Genomic DNA, 20,007 nt, shown 5'->3' with positions numbered 1-20,007 from the left:
TTACCCCTTGTTAGAGTTGTTTTTAGTGTCAGTGCTTGGATTTAACGCTTTGGTTCGAGCTTCAATTAATTCTAATTCACGGTTGTGCTCTGCTTGAGTGGCCTTTTCCTTCTCAGCACGACGTTTACCTAAGCGTCTTTCCAAATCATCAAATTGCTTTTGAACAGCGTTATTATTAGTCTTCGCTTTCAATTGCTGTAATGCTTTATTAAATTCTTCATATGGCAACTTCAGCAAAGTATACGCGTGGAATTGGCCGTTAATAGTCGAGAGCTTTTGATCGACTATTTGGTAACCCACTACCGGAATTGAATCAACTATTTGGTCAATCAAAAATGTAGTTTGCGTATTAACATCACCGCTTGCACCACCTTGCTCAAACGAACGTTCTGAGCCAGACAGCTCTTGTCCAGTTTGTTTAGCTAATTCAAACTCAGCCTGTAATCGTGCGGCACGACGAGAGTGATTTAGCTGTTTTGATTGTGCAATACCAACACCATAAAATCCGGTTGAATCTGACGCTGGTGGTGCTAGTACCCACTCAGGTGAAGCTTCAATTTCTTTTTCTTGCTGTAGTGTTGATTTTTCTAGTTGCGCAGCTTCGTTTGCAGCACGTTGATTTTCTAGCGCTTCAAGCCTATCTGCCATATCATCATTTGATGAACAACCAGATAAGATAGCTAGACCCATCGCTAGCGAAGTTATTTTCAATTTCATGGATGTATACCTTGTTTTAAAGTTAAATATTAACATTGAGCTGCTGCAAGTTATAAAATTACAGCTACCCAAAAAGTACATTGTAAATTTTTTAGTCTAATTCTATAACTGATCCGCTATAGCGGCTTAACCATTTACCCGATCGCTTACATTCGACGAATTCATCTTTGGCTAGATGCATTTCTGCAAACGCTTTAGCAAGGCGAGTATCTTTAATTTTGAATAGTTGGCAATAATCTGCTGACGCATATTCGACAGTAACGAACAAAAAGCGACGTATATGAATGCCCACTAAACTTGCAACATATGTATAAAATGCTTGCTGTAAATCGTATTTCAACGAGCGCATTTGTCTTGAAAAATCATCTGGATTAGCGGAGCGAGTAGTTTTTACATCAGCCGCTTCATCGTCAAACCTAAGCCAATCGAATTTAACCTTCAAAAGTAAACCTGAACGTGGGCAGCGTGAAATAATGGCAACCTCTGGTAAGCCATAATTAATGTATGCATCAGCTTGAGGTTCATTTTTTAAAGATTTAACAATTCGTATAGCGCTATCCCACACTTGGCCATCAACACCCAGCTTACCGCCATACAATGTTTTTTCTTCGCCTTCTATTACTGCGGTGCTTTGTGCGCCCTCTTTTTCGCGATTAAGTCGTAGTAAATGTTCAAAAACTCTAGCATTTGGATCATGTTTAACCAATCGCTCAGCTTTAACAGCCTTAGTTCCTGTTGTTTTTAGATTATGCTTTTCCAGCTCAGCTTTAATTTGCGCTTCAGTATGCAAAGCATCCGGCTCATCAATAGGTAGTAATTCTCTAAAGTATTTGTTGTAAAAGTCTTCTGGCTCAAGAATTAGTTCATGGCCAAGTGTGCCTGCATCTAATGTGCGTTGAGTTTGAAGCGTGCGCTTAACTTCAATACCTGATAAATATTTACGGTAGTAATGAGGTGGTGACTCCTTGAATTCTTTAAGTTGAGATGAGCTTAAAGCAGGGAGGCTATGGTACAAATCGTTAGGCATATTAATGTAAATGCCTTCAATTAACTCCCCTTTAGAATCAACATAGTTAGGCTCGCCATTAGCATCGAAAGCTTCTATGGCTTTTTCTACCCAATTACTTAACTTAGGTGCAAGTTCTTCATTAGAGATAGCTTCTTGAATCTCATCAAGACCATAACTTAATTGTTTTGCTGCTGACATTGGTTTAACCCTTTAACTATTTATGCCGACCATAATGCCATAGATAGAAATTCAGGCTACTAACCTAGAATTGCATATTAATCAGGCAGTTAATCTTGCTATAAGCTAAACTTAATCAGTACTAATTTCATAGAGCATATAATTTTGATTACACAATTCTGGTATTACACACCAAGATTATGTAACGCATACGGCGTTAAACACACAATTGTGGTGTTGCTCACCAGTAATATGTAACGTGAACGGTATTGAACACACAATTATGGTGTCACACACCAAGAATATGTAACGTGTACGGCATTGAACACACAATTATGGTGTCACACACCAATAATATGTAATGTGTACGGCATTGAACACACAATGAAGGTGACACACACCATAAATATGTAATGTTCACAGTATTGAACACACAATTGTGGTGTCACACACCAAGAATATGTAATGCCCACGGTGTAGAACACACAATTATGGTGTCATATACCAAGAAGATGTAATGTATACGGCATTGATTACATAATTATGGTGTCGTACACCAAGAATATGTAACGTGTACGGCATTGATTACATAATTATGGTGTCGTAAGCCAAGATTATGTAACATATACGGCATTGATTACATAATTCTGGTGTCGTACACCAAGAACATGTAACGGTAAATCTTAATTTCACAATCACGGTGTGGTACACCAAGAAGATGTATTGTATACAGTATTGAACACATATTTATGGTGTACCACACCAAGAAGATGTAATGTAACTAGCATCGATTACACAATCATGGTGTCACACACCAAGAATATGTAATGTACAAAGCATTGAATACACAATCTTGGTGTGAAATATTACATTATTAGATTAAAATTATTTAGAACCCAACAATACTGGCGTCCGACTATGAGTAAAAAGCTAAGTGATATACCTATTTCAAGAACTAACTTACCTAAACATATTAAACAAGGTCATAAATTGGTATTTAGTCGGAAAGACTTATCACCACGCGAGGCCGATTTATTTGCTCTAATGATGGCTCAAATGAAAAGCTCTGACTGGGTTAAATCAACACCACAATACACTTACACTGCCAACCAATTATCTGAATGGTTAAACATTGATTCAAAACATATTGGTTCGGTGCTAGCTCCTGCTGCAGAAAGGCTTGCAGGTTATAAAGTGGGCATCAAAATTGAATCTGAAACGGAAGATGATGAATTCGATTACAAACCTCTATTCAAAAATATCAAATATAAAAAGGGACTATTAACGATGGTTCCTAATGACATGCTTGAGAGTGAATATATTGAATATCACCATGGGTTCGCACTGATAACTACAAAAACATTCTTAGATCTAAAACAAGAGTATTCTAAGAGGCTTTACGAGTTGCTAAGCCGCTTTAAAAAAGATGGATTTGAGATGCATTTTATTAAGGTTGATATACTCAAAGGCTTATTTGGATTACTCGACGAAAGAGGAAAACTAAAAAAGAATAAAAGCTCATTTAAAAACAATGGTGTTTTTATGCAGCGATGTATAAGAGATAGCATTGATAGATTAAGCAATCACCCTATAGTTAGGAAAGAGCTGCTATTTCTGGAAAGTAAAACAGGTGATATTGGGTATGAAGTTAAAACACAAGGAAATCGCATATCTGAAATTAAATTTCTTATCAAATGGCATGAGAAAGGCACGTACCATGAGCTGAACACTCAAGACGCTCTACAAACAGTGAAAGAAATGATTGCAAAAAAAGTTACTCTTAAAGAAAAACTTAGTGTTCCCGAGTTAACTAAACTTATGATGGCATATCGTTATTTAGAAATAGATGAAGAAGCGGATAAAGTAGAAAAAGCATTACAATCTTATACAGAAAAAGAAAATGTAGAAAAGACTGTAACTGAAGATGAAAAGAGTGAGCTTGAGTCACTATTAGAGTTAACTAAAGATCTAGATTACTAAAATTTAGACACCATAAATGTGTTAACTATAAACCGGTTAAGTGATCAGCAACACCATTTAAGTGATCAGTAACACCAGTATTGTGATCCTAACCACCAACTTTGTGATCAGCATTACCATAATTAAGATCTAGATTGACTTTTTTTATGTTTTAAATCAAAGAGATACAAACCCTATAGTTTTATATCTCTTTCTAGTATTTATACATTTAATATAAATTATAGGGTTTGTGGATATGTGTATAACTTTTTAAAAGCAATAAATCCCAGTTTGTAGCCAGAATTTTCAAATATGTTTAACTACTGAAAAAACTGGAGTCAAACAATGTCACATAACAACTACATCGATTTATTTTTAAATAAAGAATTTAGAACTCAACTTATAGCCACGTATGAAACTAATAAAATTGACCGTTCATTTGATGTAAATGAAATCAATAGCCAATTACGTGAACTATTTGCTTGGATAACCTCTCAAGTTAACAAACAAAAATTATATAGCAACCGTAAACCTAGCTTTGACAGCATAAAACCTAAAGAGTTAGCTCGCTGCATTCTTGAAATAGCCAATATGGGCTTATCTATTAATCCATATGACAAAGAAGCCTATTTGTTTATACATTGGGAATCTCACTGTGAACAAGTATTTCCAACTGTTCAAATTGGTATCCAGGCCATGAATCAATTTTACGGCGCCTGTTCCAAAATCAAATCTACCAACTTCAGTGTTGTGCATGAAGGCGATCAATTTGAATGGTACGGTGAAAACACGCCACCGCGATTCATACACTCATATACAACCGATGGAAACGCCATTGTAGCCGCTTTCTCTGTTATCACCTTTACGGATGGTACATTCTATTGCTCGTACATTGGTACAAGTGAAATTCAATCTATTATTTCTGATAAAACACATATGGCAGATGATGCTGGAATAAGTGCTTGGGTTAACTTTACGAGTCGCTGTGTGCGCAACGTCATTTTACGCAGGACATTTAATAGTCTCGCGAACTTATTAGGCTTACTACCGAATAACAGAAGTATTAATGACTCTGGTGTTGTTGTTAAATTTGAACAACAAACGCCGAACGTGCCACAAACTAAGAGTTTTACTGAGGAGTCAGTGAGTGATGAGGATTTTGCCGCTCTCTTGGCTAATCAATTAGAACAGTAGTCAGATTATTGATATGGCCTATAGTGGCCATATCAACATGATTAATTAAAGGGTAACTATCGTGCGTAGAATTATTATAGCTATAGCTGAGCACTACAAAAGTAATAAAACAGCAAAAATCACCCAGTTTATTCAAGGTGAATATAACCGTGTTGTAATTCACGAGAACACGCCTATTTCATTGCACGATGTCAATGAATCGGACGTTTTGCTTGCTCTTAATGAAACATTGTTAAAATTAGAATTGGATTTAAACGAATTACTTGATTTTGTGAGTATTGTGCCTGCAATTGACCGCAATACTAAGCAACTGACGGCTGTTGTAGAGCTAAAATCGGGCTACTTTCGTCACCTGATTAACTCAAGCGCAAAGACAAAGGTTCATGAGGACTTTATCCTATACACCACTGATATGTACCAGCTTTGCGGTAACGATAACCATATTAATTATCGTGAGTTTCCTAAAAAGCCTGACAGCGAAGTTATCGCTGCATGTATCAACTTCAACATAAACAAAGGTAAGGGTTCGTGTGGGCTCTCTCTTAAAGAGCTGGAAGCAATTAAGAGACTCTACATTGATATTAAGTACGGCGGCTTCAATGCATTTGATGATGATGAATGGCTTGATATATACAAAGCGTCCACTTATCGCCGCGCATTAGAAGATGATGCATTACAATGCCCCGAAAACATTCTCGGTAAACCTGTGACTGCTAAGTATAAAATAGCGGTAGAAATGCATAACGTATTTTTTCGCAAACAAGAAAAAGCAGACTCTTTGATTAAGAATGACTTTGGACGGGTAATTGGTAGAAAAACCAACCTTTTCTCCCCTGCTGAATTAATTAAACAGAAAAACTTACCGCGTTATGGTGGATTTAAAATTGCTGCATCGCGTGGCCAAAGTGCCACCAGCACTCTTGATAATAATGTGGTTACTTTAGACCCATTTGATTTTGGTAATTTCAACCATGAAATATTGGTTAATAACAAACGCAGTGAGATTGAGCCGGTAAAAACTATATCACCGGCAGAGCATGAACATATTGAATCATCTGAAGAACTTATTGTTAGCGACTTTCTTTGTTAAATAATTAAAAGTGAAATAAATGAATATTAAAACTCGTGTCATATTAAAATGTAATGAAAATGAGCGCAAATCAGTACGCATAATGGTGTATGAAAACGACTCTGAATTTTTCATACGTTTAGATCTGTGTGGTATGGGTTTGAACTTTGAGTATGAAGAATTTACTGCTGGTGGCTTTAAACGTGAACATTTGGCTTATGAGCGCCTTGAAGAAGAAATTACATGTTTAGAGCAAATTGATTTTGAAGTTGCAAAACGTAATGACAATCCAGTCCAAACATTAGAGCTAGAACAACTAAAATCGAAGCCTATCATGCCTCTGTCGTACTCAAAGTTAGATGACAAGCAAATCGATGGCCTAACAAATCATCCGTGCTTAGAAGTCTATTCAGGCATTCAGTCAGTCATTGTATTTGATGAATTTTACAATGTTAGATTCTATCCAGCTAACAAAATTGGTATTGAAGGGGCTGTACTACCTTTACCAACGACATATACGAACATGATCAAGGCTGCTTTTAAGCGACTTGGCTTGGGATACACTATTGTAGAAGGCTTCTATTCAGCTAGATTTGGTTTTACGGCCGTTGATGCTGCGATAGTGAATGGTAAAAAGCTAATAGATGTTCGTTACAGCGAACGTTTTAAATTAATGAATAGCTTTGTAAGTAAGGTTAATTCCAGTTTATTTAAAGCTGGTGACTTAAAAACCTCCAGTCGTACTAATTTAGGATGCAGCGCATACTCAGTTGTGCATAGTTCAGTTTTATTCCTTAAAAAAGAAAATTCAGTTCCATTGTCATTGATGAATGACGTTAATAGTCAAATTGATACTCTTATTATTGATGATTTAATGCCTGAGCGTGCCTCTTTGCACTTAGATGGGGAGTTTATCGAATGTTTGAATGTTACTACTGGTGTTATATGTAAAAGACCTAGTGTGTTTTACAGTCGGTCTAATTACAATTTTTTTGAATATGCTAGTGTTGCGTGTGTTCGGACTGAGAATGATCAAAGGGAGCCTTTGATTTTTTTCTAACTACGCTTATATCACGTTGCACTATTTGTGATAACAGTTGCGCAGAAACAGTAAAATCCTCAATAGTTTTACAAAGATTGTCAGATCGGACGCCGCCATATAAATCAAAATGCCGACGCGCCTCTAAATAGTTCTTATCTCCATCTTGAACTATTAAAAGTTTTATATCGTGGTTGCCTTCGTTTTGTTCGTTTACCCATTGGTACGGCAGCGATGACAACTCACATAGTCTTATACGCATAAGAAATTGTTCTATATAATTATCATGATGCCATTGCCCCGAAACTGAGTTTAAAACTATAAAACCGGCCTTTGGTCTGTCGATGGTAAAGTGATACCCACTGGCCTTAGAATAATTAGCACATATTTTAACTTTTCGCCCTTTAAATGCATTCTCTAAGAAGGCCATCATTTCCAAGCTTGAAACTGCATCAATTATACTGTCGTGGTTTTCAAAGTATGAAACCCCAGCCTTTATAGCCTCAACATGTTCAAATATATCTACACTCATATTACTCCCTATGGACTAAATTCAAGGTTACAGACTTGTTTTGGGTTGGCTTCCCCGGATACCTCAGCCCATGCTGCAGCAGCAATGTATGAACTCTTTGATATATCTTCTTCAGAAAAACTTAGTATTTCAACACGAACCCCCATCGACGTTTGAATTAATTCAGCCATCACGGGCTCTGGCGTCAATACAAATTGAAGTAACTCTTTCGTCATCTTAATGTCGATGTTAGAACATGCAATAGCCTTGGCGTAACAAGATAAACTGAGAAGTAATGTTTTATTTGTTATTTCAAATAAGTTATTACTTTCGTTTCCCTTATTTAAATTCATTGCTTCTAAAAGTGCTCTTCGCGTATTGGACTCAATTTTGATGAAAACTTTTTTCCAGAAATCATTTAGCTTAATGCTAAGGGATTCTATTTCCAAATTAAGAGCGATGCCTTGCATACATTTTTGACCTATACGAGCGACGCATTGGGCGGGGTCTATTATCGGCGTTTTTCTTTTGTATCTTACAGATCTATTAGCTATTTCAATTATCTTTGATAGCACTGCGCCGTCTGTATGGGCCAATTGTACTATCTTTGCAGTGTTGTAATCCTGGTTAAAGCATGCATTCTTTAGCTCACTTATCACTTTGTTATTAGCTTTAACCAAGCTGCGTCCAGCGCCAAAAAGACGCCGGACCTCCAAAACAACAAGGGATTCATTACTCAAATTTAACATTCAATTTTCACTATTTACTGCCGGTGGTCTTCTAATACCATTTGGTCAATTGCATCCATGAAAGAGTAACCGTTATCAATTAACTCCTGCCTGCGCTGCTTTTCGTCGGCATTAGTGGTTAATGTAAGCTGTATGCGTCTATCAGTATATAATCGACAGACTTGTGATTGTCCTTCATACTTTATAAAAATCTCTGAGTAAGCAATATCAGTCCTTGATGGATCGGGTTGGACCGTATGTGTTGATTTTATCAGTTTAAAATCCAATTCACTACCAGAGTATGCTTTTTCATTCTGCAGTTTTTCAACGGCCTCTTCTCTTTGTTTAAGTAAAAGTAGCCAATTTGAGTTATCAAGAATTGCTCGACCTACATCTGAGCTATAACCATCCATTACAGATTGAGTGATTAGCCCACCAGCAGCATTATATTTTCTGAAGCGTCGCCAAGCTGTTTCTAGGAATTGACTAAAAAAACCAAGCCTTGCTTTTGTTGCTTCATCTCCCTTTAAATATTCCCACGCTTCGTCTAGCAGGAACATCCGACGACGTGCTTGCCCACCAAGGTACATTGTTTGCTGTATTGACATAATTACAGACATTAAAGCAATTGTTTGTAAGTGCGGGTCGCCTTTAAGCTCTTCTAGCTCAACTACTACTAGGCGAGAAGAAAAATCGACTGGCGGCTTTTCGGGATCAAAATATGCGCCATAGTAAAACCCTTTACAAAATGGTTTAAGCTGGTGGCCAATTTCTCTCACCGCTTCATGTTCACTTTTTACACACAGTTCATAGTAATCATCAATACAGGCCTTATTACCTTTGTCATTCCATAGCGCTGTTAACAGGGTCAACATTTGCGAGCTTTGAAAGTCTGAAATTTTACCTGAAGGTGCTGCCATTGTTTTTAGTTGCGCTAGGCATTGTATACCTTGACCTTCTTCACCATCAAACTCATGAATATATGAGAACGGGTTTAGTGTATAAGCCAAGTCTTTATTGAAGACTAAGAATTGCGCTTCATGCAGCTGCTTTGCTAGACCTTCGTAAGAACGCCCCACGTCAATTACGAAAACTTGAGTTCCATCATCAAAATCTTTGTTTTGTGCTGGGTTATCGGGATCATCTTGTAACTTAACGCCAGAAGAAAGCATGTTTGCAATGAGGTATCCCGTAAAGAAAGACTTACCTGCCCCGGAAGTAGCTGCAATATAAAAGTTATAGTTTGTCTGTGATTTAAAAAAGTCGATATTTACCAACTGACCTAATCGGGACGTTAATAATAGTCTAGGTTCCGAGGTGTTACCCGCCCAGCTCCCCATGTGAGGTGTTAAAAAAGGAAGTGCTTTTGAAGTACATACATTATAACGGCCAGAGAGATTAACAACTTCTTCGCTAAGCCCCATTGGGAGTGAGCTTATGAACATCGGTACTGTGAAAAAATTATTATCAACCAGCGTACAGCCCTTACGCTCGTAGAATGCAATAAGTTCTTCTGCAAACACGTCAGCTCGCTCTTCATTTTTAGCAAATACATTTACTTGTAAGGCATACTTAACAATAGTTGATTTTTCTTGCTCAATTTCGCGATTTATATCGTTAAAGTCTTTATTTTGGAAGCGTAATCGGTCAACCCATTGCACTAACTTGCCTTTTGCCTGTGAGTTTATAAAACTACGTTTAGATTTAATATCTTTAATAGCTTTTACTGCGTCTTCATAATACATATTAAGTGTGATCATGAAGTGCTCTGTCAAAGGTGCTCCCTTACCTTCGAGCCAATCACCAAGCAAGTCCATCATTTGACCATAAACCATGTTTTCTGGCATTTCAGTTACAGACAACGATTTAATGTATTCACATTCGTTATCTTTATCATCTAGTATTTTTATGCCACTACCTTCTATCTCAACTCGCTTGCCAGGATCTAAAATCTGATCACGCATTAAGCCCGAAGCTTGTGACTTTTCTTTAAAATGCGGGCGTGTACGCCACTTGTCTTTATTGAACATGTTGAACATAACGCGTAAGCGGCGACGAAAACCTACATCATCAAGCTCTACTGCGCCTAAAATTGACAGTGAGCGTAAAGCGCGCTTTTTAACATCTTTGGCTACCGTTAGTTCATTACTAGTTGGTACAAGTTGTTTAATAGGTATTTTTATAGTAAATATGAACTCAAAAGTTCTAAATATAAAATCCGATTCATTTATTCCTTCGTTTGTACCTTTGCGGTAGAAATCATGAACAGCTTTTGCTATGGATGAAACTTGCTCTTGGTCTTTACCTAAGTAGCGTCCAGTTCGTGCAGCACGAAAACCATAGAGCTGATTTTCAATATCAGGGCTTGAAATTAAAGATGCCTGTATAAGTGTTCCTTTGGGAAACTTTGTTTTGTAAATACCGGTTAAGCTATTTAAAATTTCACGATTACCGCCGTTTGTGGGCATTGATCTAAATGCAAAGCCAAGATAAGGCCCCTCTAGTAAAAATAATTTTTCATCCTCCCAGTATTCTAAGTACGGGAATAAATCAGCAAAAGCTTCGTGCTTTAATAATTTTTCGTTACGGCGGCGAAATGCAGACATTTTTAAAATACCCCTTTAATTACTTTCTACGGTTGATTGGGTTTACTACTTCCATAGCATCGACTCCGTTTGAGCGATTACGAGCACGGTTGAATTGCTCTTCACTACGGCGTTTTACTTCTAACGGTACTACCCGAGAAGGTCTGTCGTTGGCAGCTTCGCCATAACTCCACCGTCTTGGTGTAACCTCAACAAATGTATATCCTGGCATATGTAATAAACCGTCTGAATCAGTATACGAGGCAATTAATACACGCATAACTTGAGCAGGCTCAAGCGTTGCTAATGGCTCAGGTGCGAGTGGTTCATTATTGCTTGGCCACTGTTCATATTGATTTTGTTGGTATGAAAAACGGGTTTGCGGTAATGCTTCCGGTGTTTGGTAATTATCGGGTGTTTGCTGGCCGTCTCCACGCGCAGCATAGGTAACGCCATTGTCCGTATTACGCTTACTAGATTTATTTTCAAGTTTAGTTGTTTTGTTTTTATTGCTAATAACTTGCTTTGTTTCACCATCACTTTCGTACAACGAAACGTGATTTGTGTTTTGGCCATTGCGGTATGCGTTTAGCTCTTCTTGGGTTAGGTTCTCAAGACTAACGCGGTTATTAGTTAATTTATAAACATCACGAGGTCCACCACAGACACCGCCTTTTTTTAAATTTGGGCAGGTAAATTCTTCTTTACCTAGTGAATTAACACACCCTTGAAGGCTTAAAGCACTCATTACCAGCGTTAAAGTAGTTAAAAGCTTAAATTTCATTGTAAGTCCTTAAATCTGAATGATTACACATGTTATTTGTTTGAGTGAGGTAGCGTGGGCATTGGCGCGGATCAGGTTCACTGCCAATTGGTGACATACAGCCACCTAATGCACTTACCAAAATTATTACTGTTAATGTTTTAATCATAATGATTCCAACCATTTATCTAACTCAATGGGCGCGCCTTTCGACACAAGGCCATCTTCTCGTACAACATGCGGTAAATTGGTGATTTTAAAAATTTCCTGCATATAAACAGTAAACATTAAATTTTGGTCAGGGCAGCCTTCATTGGTGTCCAAGAATGATTCGCTTGTGTTGTTAGCTAAATCTTCTATTGCAAGCTCTCTATCTGGTGCACAAAGTATGCTCATGCTGCGTTTTACTGCATCCTCTCCACCAATCAGCGGCATCATGACAAATACGAAATGGTATTTTTCTTTGTTAGCGTTAATCTTTGCTACAAATTCTTGGGTATGTTTTGCTGTTGGGTCCCCAAAAATAACTCCTTGGCGCGGTATATCAGGGTTACCCAAAACAAGTGAAGCTAGGTCTTTTTGGAAGTCGAATTTCATTTCAGATAATGGCATACGTAGTGTATCGCGCACATCGTCAACGGTTTTGAGCGTTTTTCTATGCCATACGTCCTTTATTGTTCCTTCAATAGCAAAACGACCGTCAGAACTAATGATATAACTTCCACTTTGAGCTTCGACAAAATACAAGCGTGAGATTGGTAGCTCTTGAATGGCGTTTACAGCTCCGTATTTTCCAAGGTCACGTTTTGTTTGCTCTGCAAATTCAGTGCGTGACGGTATAGGTAACTTAACTTCATCTTTATTTACTTTTTCTTCTGCAAAAACAGAACCGCTTAGAAGTGCCGCAATAATGGGGAGGGTTAGTAATTTCATTTACTTAACGCCTCTCAGATTTTTAATTAGATCATCAACTGGTGCATATCCTCGTTGAACTAGTTGCCCATCAATTGAGAAAACGGCAGGCGTTCCAGTTACACCTAAACTTAATCCCAGTGCAAATTGCTCAGGGATTGTGTTTTCGCACGTACTTCTTGGCACGTTCGCTCTATGTGCTGCGGCATCTAAGGCCGCTTTAGGGTTTTCAGCGCACCACACATTTTCTAATTTGTAATAAGCACCAGTGTACTGTGTTTTATTTTGTTGGTTGTATACGCCTTGTCTTGGCCATGCTGCATAGTGGACAGTTACACCCGCTTGGTTGAAGTCTTCTACTTCATTATGAAATTTTGTGCAGTACGGGCATGAGGTATCGTAGAAAACTACTATTTCACTTGTTTCGTTTTCAGCCTTGTATGTAATAAAGCTATCTTTTAATTCAGTAATTTTCTTTCCATTTTCTTTTGCTAAACGCGCTTTAGTTAAATTAGGGAGGCCTTCTTTAGCTTCATGAACATTACCAGCAACAATATATTTTCCATCTTTAGTGGCATAAAACACGCCTTTTTCGGTAACAACTTGCACCATATTTGGAAGTGGTGATTCTTCAATTGCGACAATTGGAATTGGTACAAGTTTTGTAAAGTTATCTATAGCGGCTTGCAGTACAATTTCTGCTTGGCTTTTTTCAACTTTTACGCCTTCGGCATTCGCTGCTAACGAAAATGTAACGCTTAATGCAAGCGTTACCATATTCTTCATATTTAACTTCATAATTAAGGCCTATCTAATGTGATTAGGCCTATTTTTACATCCTGTAAATGGCTTGGCTAAAAATACAGAGGGTATAAAGTGCCTCTCTAATTATTTAAATACTCATTTGAATCGTTATTTTTAAAATTATTCTGTGGATTTAAAACCCGTCACCCAATCCCGCTATAACCCCATTTATTTACGGTTGTTAAACCTTTTAAAATTAATCTGTGAATTTAAAAGCTCGATCACCAAATACGCTTGTACTTATTGACTCTTTTACGCTCAAACTTTCTTCAACACTAGCTAACCCCATTATTTACGCGGGATTCAACCTAATTCCCGTTCGGTAGTCAGGATTTCAAATAAACGTAGTATTGATTTAACTTTTACGGAGAGTAGCCCTAATGTCTTTTATTAAATTACCCTGTGCAGACTTTATATCAATTTTAAACCCTATCGCTCGCCTTGCTTGCTCTAACAAAAAGAGTAACGGTGTGCTTGAGTTCGCTCGCATTCTTATTACGAATAAAGGTGGCAAGCTTGCTGCTTACGCGAGTGCTTCAAATGGTGGTCAGTCTATGGCGCGTAGAATAGAAAATTTTGAAAGCGATATAGATATGCTGGGTGAAGATAAAGAGGTTTTACTTTCAGGTGAAAAGCTTTTATCCATTGTTAGTGCTTATACGTCTTTTGATGCAAACGAGCCTGTAAAAATCTCATGGGATGATTTTAGCGAAAATGGTGGGTTAATTACTGCCAAACGTTCAAAGATGAAAATTGATACCGCAGACCCTAGCGCGTACCCAGCACCACCAAAGTTAAGTGCTGAACATTCAGTATTAACTATTCCCCTAAAGCGACTTCAAGACGTACTTGTGCAAGCGCGTGGCTCTGTGGCGGTCAATAACAGCACAAGACCTGCCCTAAATGGTGTAAATATAAAGCTAAACTGTTCAGCAAAAGTAATTTCTTTAACTGCTACCGATGGATACCGTGTTTACGATAATAAGCTTGATGTTACAAATTCTAAGAATGATTTCAATATCGTTATTCCCACTAAGTTAATTGATATGATTCAAGGACTAAAAGTAAGTGATGCAAGTGAGTTAGTACGCCTACGTTGTGATACCAATTCATGCGAAATCACCTTTAAAAGTACACTTATTCGCTCTCAGTTACTTGATAATAAATTCCCTGACTTATCCGAATTATTTTTAAATGAACCAGATTGGTTAATGGATTTAGAGCAAAAAGATATGGCTGATGCATTGGGGCGCTTATCTGCCGCCATTGACAAGCGTCTACCCGCTATAGAGTTATTGATTGACGATACAACTCAAGAAACCCATTTACGCACAGTGCAAGGCGGTAAAACGCTTGGTGAGGACTATCTTAAATCAAAGGTGACTCTTAAACCTGAAAATGCGCTATCTGTAAATTTAAACTTCCTAATGCAAGCAGTGGCTAACGTAACAAGCAAAATTGCGCGGATTGGACAGCACCCGAAAGATAAATATCTCGTTATCCAAGGTGAAAATGAAACCAGCCGCATGATAGTGCTACCACTACGAACCTGATCAGTAGCCAGAATATCGCAATTGGTTAGCATACTTATAACTTATTAAGTCTTGGGAAGATTATTAATGAATACTGTAACTGAAAAGAATGAAGCCGCAGCTACTACGGCAAATGCATCTATTACTTCACGTAGCATCACTGTTAACCCTGCTGAACAGGGGGTAACACGCGCAGAAAAAACGATGAACAGGCCTTTAACGAACTGTGTGAGTCAATTCGTAATATTGGCATTATACAAAAGCCTGTTGTTCGCACAAACAGTGAAGGTGAGCTTGAAATCGTTGTTGGCCACAGACGCGTATCAGCGGCTATCAGTAACGGTTTAGAATTAATTGATGTTGAGCATAAAGAGCTTACTGACCGTGAAGCTATGGAGCAGCACCTTTGCGAAAATACAGTGCGTCAGGACTTAGACTTTGTTAGTCAAATCCAAGCGTCAAAACGCTGGTTAAGCTTTTTCAATGGCGATAGAGAAAGTGCAGCCAAGCGCCTTATGTGGAGTGTTAAAAAACTAAACGAACGACTTGAGCTAGTTCATTGTTGTGATCAAGTATTGGACGCGCTAGACAAAGGCAAGATTAAAGCAGGTCATGCATTAATTTTATCTATCCTGCCAGAGAAAATTCAAATCGGCACATTAAAACGTGTTATTGATGAAAAATTGACTGTCGCTGAGTTAAAACAACGAGCAACTAAAGTTCAGTTGCCATTAGGTACGGCCAAATTTGATAAAGCAGATTGTAACTCATGTAAACATAACAGTGAGCGCCAAGTGGGTTTGTTCGATTTAGGTGATGAAAAAAGCTCTACGTGTTCGTTTGGTACATGCTACCGAAATAAGACACAAGCATATTTAAGTGACCAAAAAAATAAGTTAGAAGAAAAATACGGTAAAGTTTTATTTTTTAGTGAGTCTAATCCAGCCGATAGACGAAAAGTTGATACAACTACCGTAGGTGAAACACAATTCACTAGCGGTTGCGCCCTTTGTTCTAAGCGCATCAGTATACTCGATGACCGCCCAGCACATGAAGGCACTGTTATTGAAAATCAGTGTATTGATGTTGACTGCAATGATAAGTGTGTTGCAGCACTCGCTAAAGCAAAAAAAGCAAAAACGAAAAAAATTCAAAAAAGTATTCCGAAATCCGAGAACGACAATAAAAGTAATATTGATGAAGCGGATACTGAAACAACTAGTGCGCCTGACGAAACACAAGAAACTGTAGAGCCTGTTGTTTGCCAACCTTCAAACGTGGTCATTGAGTCTCATAAAAAAGAGTTGGTGGACTTTGCTCGTAATGAATTAAAGGATAACGAACTATTTAGATTAAGCCTTGCTGTTGCGTGTGTAACTAGCGCCCACTCTAAGCAACGAGGGTTTAATAATGTTGCAAAAATAGCTACTGAGCTTGCTTCAACCAAAACGAAAAAAGAAATCTTGGATGAACTTTCAAAATCTATTACTAATTTCATATTAACTAGTGATGGTGCTGATAATGCAAATGCATTCCAATTTTATGAAGTCGCATTTCAAAGTATTGATGGGCTTGCTGATAAAGCAGTGCAAGAATGGCAACCGAGTAAAGAGAATATTTCAAGCTACACGATTGAGGGGCTTAAACAACTATGCTCTGGTAGTGGCTTTGCACAAGCCGCTAATAAACATGCGGAGGGTAGCTTTAAAATAATGCACACTGGCAAAAAGACCGATTTTATTAAATCAATTTTAGGCACTAAATTTAACTGGCAGAAATACGCGCCACCAGCGTTATTGACACTACTCAAACGCTAATCCCTTTTTACATAACTTCCCAACCCAAACCGCTACTTCCCGATCAGTAGCGGTTTTTTTCGTTTGTTTTACTATGTAGACACTTAAAACATAGATACTAACTAAACGAGATAACCATGTTAAACACTCTTAAAAAAATCATTGATAGCGCGACATTAGCGGGAGTAGCAATTAACGTTACTTCAAAAAACGACACTGAGCTTGCTATCGTTTTTACTCCTAAGTTAGCAGCATTAAGCAAGTCTGGTAAATCTGACATATTAGAAGATGGTAGGGCTAACGCTGAGAGCCATTTTAACCTTCGTGCAGCCCTATCGACCCCTTGGGTTATGACAGGCACACCTGAAAGCATAGAAACGCAATTAAATGACTTTTTGCATAGTGCTGGCACTCCATTAGAGCAAGCAAATTCAAATATGAATAACTCAAGCTTTATAGATGCCTTAAATAGCGCAACGAAAGCCGTTGAAGCCAACAAAGCCCCTGCCGTAGCCCCTAAAGAAAAGATAAAGCCTAATACTGCAACCACTCCAACTACTAAAGCACCAGCTACTACAGCAGTTAAAAATGAATCAGCACAAGCACCTGTTGTAGTTCAAGAACCACCAGCAGTTGAACACGATTTATTTAATGGTTTCGATGATATTGACAGCATTTAATTTTAATAAGTAAGGAATAAAAAATGAATAAACACAAAAGAATTTTCAAAGTGGGTGCGCGTGAGATTGATGCACCTTTACCAAATGGTTCTCTACAAAAAAATGTTGAGCAATTAATGGTTAACTTCCCTATGTTTCGCTTCACACATATTCTCGAAGTAGATGGGATACCGCAATCTGATGGCTCAATTCTATACGAAGTGGAGTTACCGCCATGCAAAACGAACGGGTAACACCGCAAGCTCAATCAAATTTAGATTATTTGATTGAGCTTAACAAAACCGAACACAGTGATAACTCAGTAAAATCAAAAGCTAGTAAGCCAAGTGCAAGCATTAAATTTAAGAAGGAATACAAAACATGCGATTCATCGAAGGTTGTGGTTTTGAAACAAAAATTAAAAAAGATACACGCGCCAATAAACGTATTAAGAATGTTTGCACCGCCATTAATGTAACTAACCCATTAGTTAGCCTTACTGGTGAAACACTTGTTTATGAAAACTCTAATTACTTTAATTCGTTAAATGATAGTTACTATTTAAGCCAAGTATCTGACTTTATGGAACATTATTCAGATACTATTATTAGTGCTATTAATTTTAATTTGATTCACTCAAATCAACTTCCTAATCTACGTCCGACAACGATTGATGAAGCAAAAGAGTCAATTAGTCTTGTTCGTAACTTACTTGCTAACGTCCCCGTTAAGCTTATTGAACAGCTTATGCCGCATATACACGCTGCTAAAAAAGACTTGATTGCTGGTGGTGTGCCAAGTGAGCTAATTGAGGAATTTGACGCTCAATTTAGCCCTGATTTTGACTTTTCTTACAACAATTCTGAACTTGTATTTGAGACACCTAATATTGAAGGGTGTTTGATTGTTAACATTGATAGTTTTCGCGCTAACTCTAAAGCCGCCAGTGCCTTAGTATCATTATTATGCAAGGGTAACTTATTCGATCAAGGTCATAATGCATCTTATTACAACCACATGGAAAGTTGTGAACCAATCACGGACACCAAAATAATCGCACAAGTTAATAAACTGCTATCGAGCAAGTTGGATTTAGACGAATTACAAGACCAAGCTGCGTGGGTTAAGTTAGCGTTACCTTTACTGGCACGTATTCAAAACGAATATGATCTTGAAATATCTGAGTTACTTTTAATGAACTTTAATGACTTGGATGCAGAGCGATTGATGGCGTGTGATGAAGGTTATGTAGATGAACTTGCTAACAGCCGTATAAACATAGACTGTGAATTGGAGTCTCTGGTGACTTTTTTCCATCAAATGCTTACTAGAATCGCCAGCTTTAGCTATTTAGCATCAAGGTTTCAAGACCCTGATATGTTTTCAAAGCTTAACAACAAAAGGGCTAGTTCTGCCAAAATACTGACAGCAATTTATGATGTTGCCAGTAAAGCAACTGACAACGGTTACTTAGAAATTGCTAATGAAGATCATGTTGGACTAAGAACCTTCGTTTTAACTGATTACGTTACTAGCGATAATGAAGCTGCCTACGGTGTGATTGACGATGTTTACAATCATGCTTATGAAGTAGACGAGCTAACATTAAGCTATAAAATGTCACTGACAGACAGCAATATAACGACCGTAAAAAACACGTTGATTAACTCGTATTGCATGAACTTTTTATCTTTCCTTAGTGATCGAGCAAAGCAATTTAATTTTTAGTTTGGGTATTCCCGTTCGGTAGCCTGAATTTTCAAATATTTTATTATGAACCTATATTAAATGTAGGAGCGAATAGAATGTTTGCACAAAAGAGTTCTGATGATTATATAAAGCAAATCACCAATATCGAAGAAATTGGTGGCATGAAAGGCCATTGTGCCATAGTTGTTAATCAGTATGAGTCATCTACCTATCTTACTTACCATGACATTGATGCGAATAATAAAATCAAAGATGGTAAATTCATCGACATTGCTCAAGCAGTAAAAGCACTCGCCAGCTTAAAAGACGAACCTATAGAAAGCGAAAGTAACTGGATAGATACAGACATTTTGTATTCAAGTGACAATCAATTAATCTGGTATGTACCCGCTCATAAAAGAACACTTTGGTTTGTTGCTAGTGAAAATAAATTCTCAGTGAAAGTTCACACACCATCTTTTGTTTTTTCCCTAAATCGCAATGCCCGAAATTTAAGAGTGTTTAGCTGTAAATCAAAATCTCGCCCAACCCCTGAAACAAAGCTCTACAACGCCCCATTGATGAATGTAGGTATTAATGGCTCGCTCTGCTTAGGCTCTGCGACATTGCCTGATAACGTTCAATCAGATAGCAAGCAAATACGTACTGCGTGTGAATCAGCGCTATTTGATACCAATTTTAGCCACGTAAATAACACTAAAACCTTTAAGAGTAAAAGAGAGGTGACGACAACAAGGCATGTTGCTTTTTGGAAGAAATTTGAAAAGGAAAACCGCGAACCTAAAGCGAGTGAACTTGTATTGTCTACCGTATCTTTTAAAAAATTAACTCAAGGAGCATAAG

At 37.7% G+C, this 20,007-nt stretch carries 18 protein-coding genes and 1 pseudogene; 10 read left to right on the top strand and 9 right to left on the bottom strand.

Features of this window, described 5'->3' with window-relative positions; all coding sequences use genetic code 11:
- Both I6E85_RS11495 and I6E85_RS11490 read right to left on the bottom strand, forming a co-directional pair.
- Positions 1-717: an LPP20 family lipoprotein gene (locus I6E85_RS11495; protein WP_024591266.1), complete on the bottom strand. Its 717-nt coding sequence runs from the start codon at positions 715-717 to the stop codon at positions 1-3.
- A 91-nt stretch (positions 718-808) separates the two neighbouring features.
- The gene (locus I6E85_RS11490; RefSeq protein WP_024591265.1) at positions 809-1,924 is read right to left on the bottom strand and encodes a PD-(D/E)XK nuclease-like domain-containing protein; all 1,116 of its coding nucleotides are present in this window, start codon (positions 1,922-1,924) and stop codon (positions 809-811) included.
- 897 nt (positions 1,925-2,821) lie between these two features.
- Between I6E85_RS11490 and I6E85_RS11485 the strand changes: the two genes are divergently transcribed.
- From I6E85_RS11485 to I6E85_RS11470, 4 genes are all read left to right on the top strand, one after another.
- On the top strand, positions 2,822-3,883 hold the full coding sequence (locus I6E85_RS11485) for a replication initiation protein (RefSeq protein ID WP_024591264.1): 1,062 nt from the start codon (positions 2,822-2,824) through the stop codon (positions 3,881-3,883).
- Positions 3,884-4,207: 324 nt separating this feature from the next.
- A complete protein-coding gene (locus tag I6E85_RS11480; RefSeq protein WP_024591263.1) occupies positions 4,208-5,056 on the top strand; it encodes a recombinase RecT in 849 nt (282 codons plus the stop codon).
- Positions 5,057-5,117: 61 nt separating this feature from the next.
- Positions 5,118-6,146 (top strand): hypothetical protein, encoded by a 1,029-nt coding sequence (locus tag I6E85_RS11475; protein WP_024591262.1) that lies wholly within the window; start codon positions 5,118-5,120, stop codon positions 6,144-6,146.
- 19 nt (positions 6,147-6,165) lie between these two features.
- A complete protein-coding gene (locus I6E85_RS11470; protein ID WP_024591261.1) occupies positions 6,166-7,185 on the top strand; it encodes a hypothetical protein in 1,020 nt (339 codons plus the stop codon).
- Here I6E85_RS11470 and I6E85_RS11465 read toward each other — a convergent pair.
- Genes I6E85_RS11465 through I6E85_RS11435 form a run of 7 tightly spaced genes read right to left on the bottom strand, consistent with a single transcriptional unit; the run spans position 7,127 to position 13,461 of the window.
- Positions 7,127-7,696, bottom strand: a complete 570-nt coding sequence (locus tag I6E85_RS11465; protein WP_139016102.1) for a hypothetical protein — start codon at positions 7,694-7,696, stop codon at positions 7,127-7,129. The genes I6E85_RS11470 and I6E85_RS11465 overlap by 59 nt on opposite strands.
- A gap of 8 nt (positions 7,697-7,704) precedes the next feature.
- Positions 7,705-8,424, bottom strand: coding sequence for an HDOD domain-containing protein (locus tag I6E85_RS11460; protein WP_024591260.1), 720 nt, complete (start codon positions 8,422-8,424; stop codon positions 7,705-7,707).
- Positions 8,425-8,438: 14 nt separating this feature from the next.
- Positions 8,439-11,009 carry a TraC family protein gene (locus I6E85_RS11455; protein WP_024591259.1) on the bottom strand — a complete coding sequence of 857 codons (2,571 nt, stop codon included), beginning with the start codon at positions 11,007-11,009 and terminating at the stop codon, positions 8,439-8,441.
- Positions 11,010-11,028: 19 nt separating this feature from the next.
- Positions 11,029-11,772 (bottom strand): TraV family lipoprotein, encoded by a 744-nt coding sequence (locus I6E85_RS11450; RefSeq protein ID WP_024591258.1) that lies wholly within the window; start codon positions 11,770-11,772, stop codon positions 11,029-11,031.
- Entirely contained in the window at positions 11,762-11,920 is a 159-nt protein-coding gene (locus I6E85_RS11445; protein ID WP_155945836.1) for a hypothetical protein, read from the bottom strand. The genes I6E85_RS11450 and I6E85_RS11445 overlap by 11 nt, the downstream gene beginning before the upstream one ends.
- Positions 11,917-12,684 carry a hypothetical protein gene (locus I6E85_RS11440; protein WP_024591257.1) on the bottom strand — a complete coding sequence of 256 codons (768 nt, stop codon included), beginning with the start codon at positions 12,682-12,684 and terminating at the stop codon, positions 11,917-11,919. Before I6E85_RS11440 ends, I6E85_RS11445 begins: the two co-directional genes overlap by 4 nt.
- Positions 12,685-13,461 carry a thioredoxin fold domain-containing protein gene (locus tag I6E85_RS11435; protein ID WP_024591256.1) on the bottom strand — a complete coding sequence of 259 codons (777 nt, stop codon included), beginning with the start codon at positions 13,459-13,461 and terminating at the stop codon, positions 12,685-12,687.
- 386 nt (positions 13,462-13,847) lie between these two features.
- Here I6E85_RS11435 and I6E85_RS11430 point away from each other — a divergent pair, with 386 nt between their 5' ends.
- The 6 genes and pseudogenes from I6E85_RS11430 to I6E85_RS11405 all read left to right on the top strand — a co-directional run bounded on the left by I6E85_RS11430 (position 13,848) and on the right by I6E85_RS11405 (position 20,006).
- Entirely contained in the window at positions 13,848-15,020 is a 1,173-nt protein-coding gene (locus tag I6E85_RS11430; protein WP_024591255.1) for a DNA polymerase III subunit beta, read from the top strand.
- 170 nt (positions 15,021-15,190) lie between these two features.
- Positions 15,191-16,816, top strand: a pseudogene (locus I6E85_RS11425) (PRTRC system ParB family protein); the annotation flags it as partial.
- A gap of 116 nt (positions 16,817-16,932) precedes the next feature.
- Entirely contained in the window at positions 16,933-17,475 is a 543-nt protein-coding gene (locus tag I6E85_RS11420; RefSeq protein WP_024591252.1) for a hypothetical protein, read from the top strand.
- A gap of 23 nt (positions 17,476-17,498) precedes the next feature.
- Entirely contained in the window at positions 17,499-17,708 is a 210-nt protein-coding gene (locus I6E85_RS11415; RefSeq protein WP_024591251.1) for a hypothetical protein, read from the top strand.
- Positions 17,709-17,835: 127 nt separating this feature from the next.
- Positions 17,836-19,182 (top strand): hypothetical protein, encoded by a 1,347-nt coding sequence (locus I6E85_RS11410; RefSeq protein WP_024591250.1) that lies wholly within the window; start codon positions 17,836-17,838, stop codon positions 19,180-19,182.
- Positions 19,183-19,259: 77 nt separating this feature from the next.
- Positions 19,260-20,006 carry a PRTRC system protein B gene (locus tag I6E85_RS11405; protein ID WP_024591249.1) on the top strand — a complete coding sequence of 249 codons (747 nt, stop codon included), beginning with the start codon at positions 19,260-19,262 and terminating at the stop codon, positions 20,004-20,006.
- Position 20,007: the final 1 nt, after the last annotated feature.

The organism is Pseudoalteromonas sp. NZS71 (assembly GCF_015864715.1).
Classification (GTDB): Bacteria; Pseudomonadota; Gammaproteobacteria; order Enterobacterales; family Alteromonadaceae; genus Pseudoalteromonas; species Pseudoalteromonas arctica.
The sequence above is the reverse complement of the archived record's forward strand: the minus strand, read 5'-3'. Positions and strand labels throughout refer to the sequence as shown.

Coding starts and splice junctions, on each gene's coding strand:
- I6E85_RS11490 (WP_024591265.1), bottom strand. CDS start 1,924: ATGTCAGCAGCAAAACAATTAAGTTATGGTCTTGATGAGATTCAAGAA.
- I6E85_RS11405 (WP_024591249.1), top strand. CDS start 19,260: ATGTTTGCACAAAAGAGTTCTGATGATTATATAAAGCAAATCACCAAT.
- I6E85_RS11430 (WP_024591255.1), top strand. CDS start 13,848: ATGTCTTTTATTAAATTACCCTGTGCAGACTTTATATCAATTTTAAAC.
- I6E85_RS11470 (WP_024591261.1), top strand. CDS start 6,166: ATGAATATTAAAACTCGTGTCATATTAAAATGTAATGAAAATGAGCGC.
- I6E85_RS11410 (WP_024591250.1), top strand. CDS start 17,836: ATGCGATTCATCGAAGGTTGTGGTTTTGAAACAAAAATTAAAAAAGAT.
- I6E85_RS11420 (WP_024591252.1), top strand. CDS start 16,933: ATGTTAAACACTCTTAAAAAAATCATTGATAGCGCGACATTAGCGGGA.
- I6E85_RS11455 (WP_024591259.1), bottom strand. CDS start 11,009: ATGTCTGCATTTCGCCGCCGTAACGAAAAATTATTAAAGCACGAAGCT.
- I6E85_RS11460 (WP_024591260.1), bottom strand. CDS start 8,424: ATGTTAAATTTGAGTAATGAATCCCTTGTTGTTTTGGAGGTCCGGCGT.
- I6E85_RS11435 (WP_024591256.1), bottom strand. CDS start 13,461: ATGAAGTTAAATATGAAGAATATGGTAACGCTTGCATTAAGCGTTACA.
- I6E85_RS11440 (WP_024591257.1), bottom strand. CDS start 12,684: ATGAAATTACTAACCCTCCCCATTATTGCGGCACTTCTAAGCGGTTCT.
- I6E85_RS11465 (WP_139016102.1), bottom strand. CDS start 7,696: ATGAGTGTAGATATATTTGAACATGTTGAGGCTATAAAGGCTGGGGTT.
- I6E85_RS11450 (WP_024591258.1), bottom strand. CDS start 11,772: ATGAAATTTAAGCTTTTAACTACTTTAACGCTGGTAATGAGTGCTTTA.
- I6E85_RS11495 (WP_024591266.1), bottom strand. CDS start 717: ATGAAATTGAAAATAACTTCGCTAGCGATGGGTCTAGCTATCTTATCT.
- I6E85_RS11445 (WP_155945836.1), bottom strand. CDS start 11,920: ATGATTAAAACATTAACAGTAATAATTTTGGTAAGTGCATTAGGTGGC.
- I6E85_RS11415 (WP_024591251.1), top strand. CDS start 17,499: ATGAATAAACACAAAAGAATTTTCAAAGTGGGTGCGCGTGAGATTGAT.
- I6E85_RS11485 (WP_024591264.1), top strand. CDS start 2,822: ATGAGTAAAAAGCTAAGTGATATACCTATTTCAAGAACTAACTTACCT.
- I6E85_RS11480 (WP_024591263.1), top strand. CDS start 4,208: ATGTCACATAACAACTACATCGATTTATTTTTAAATAAAGAATTTAGA.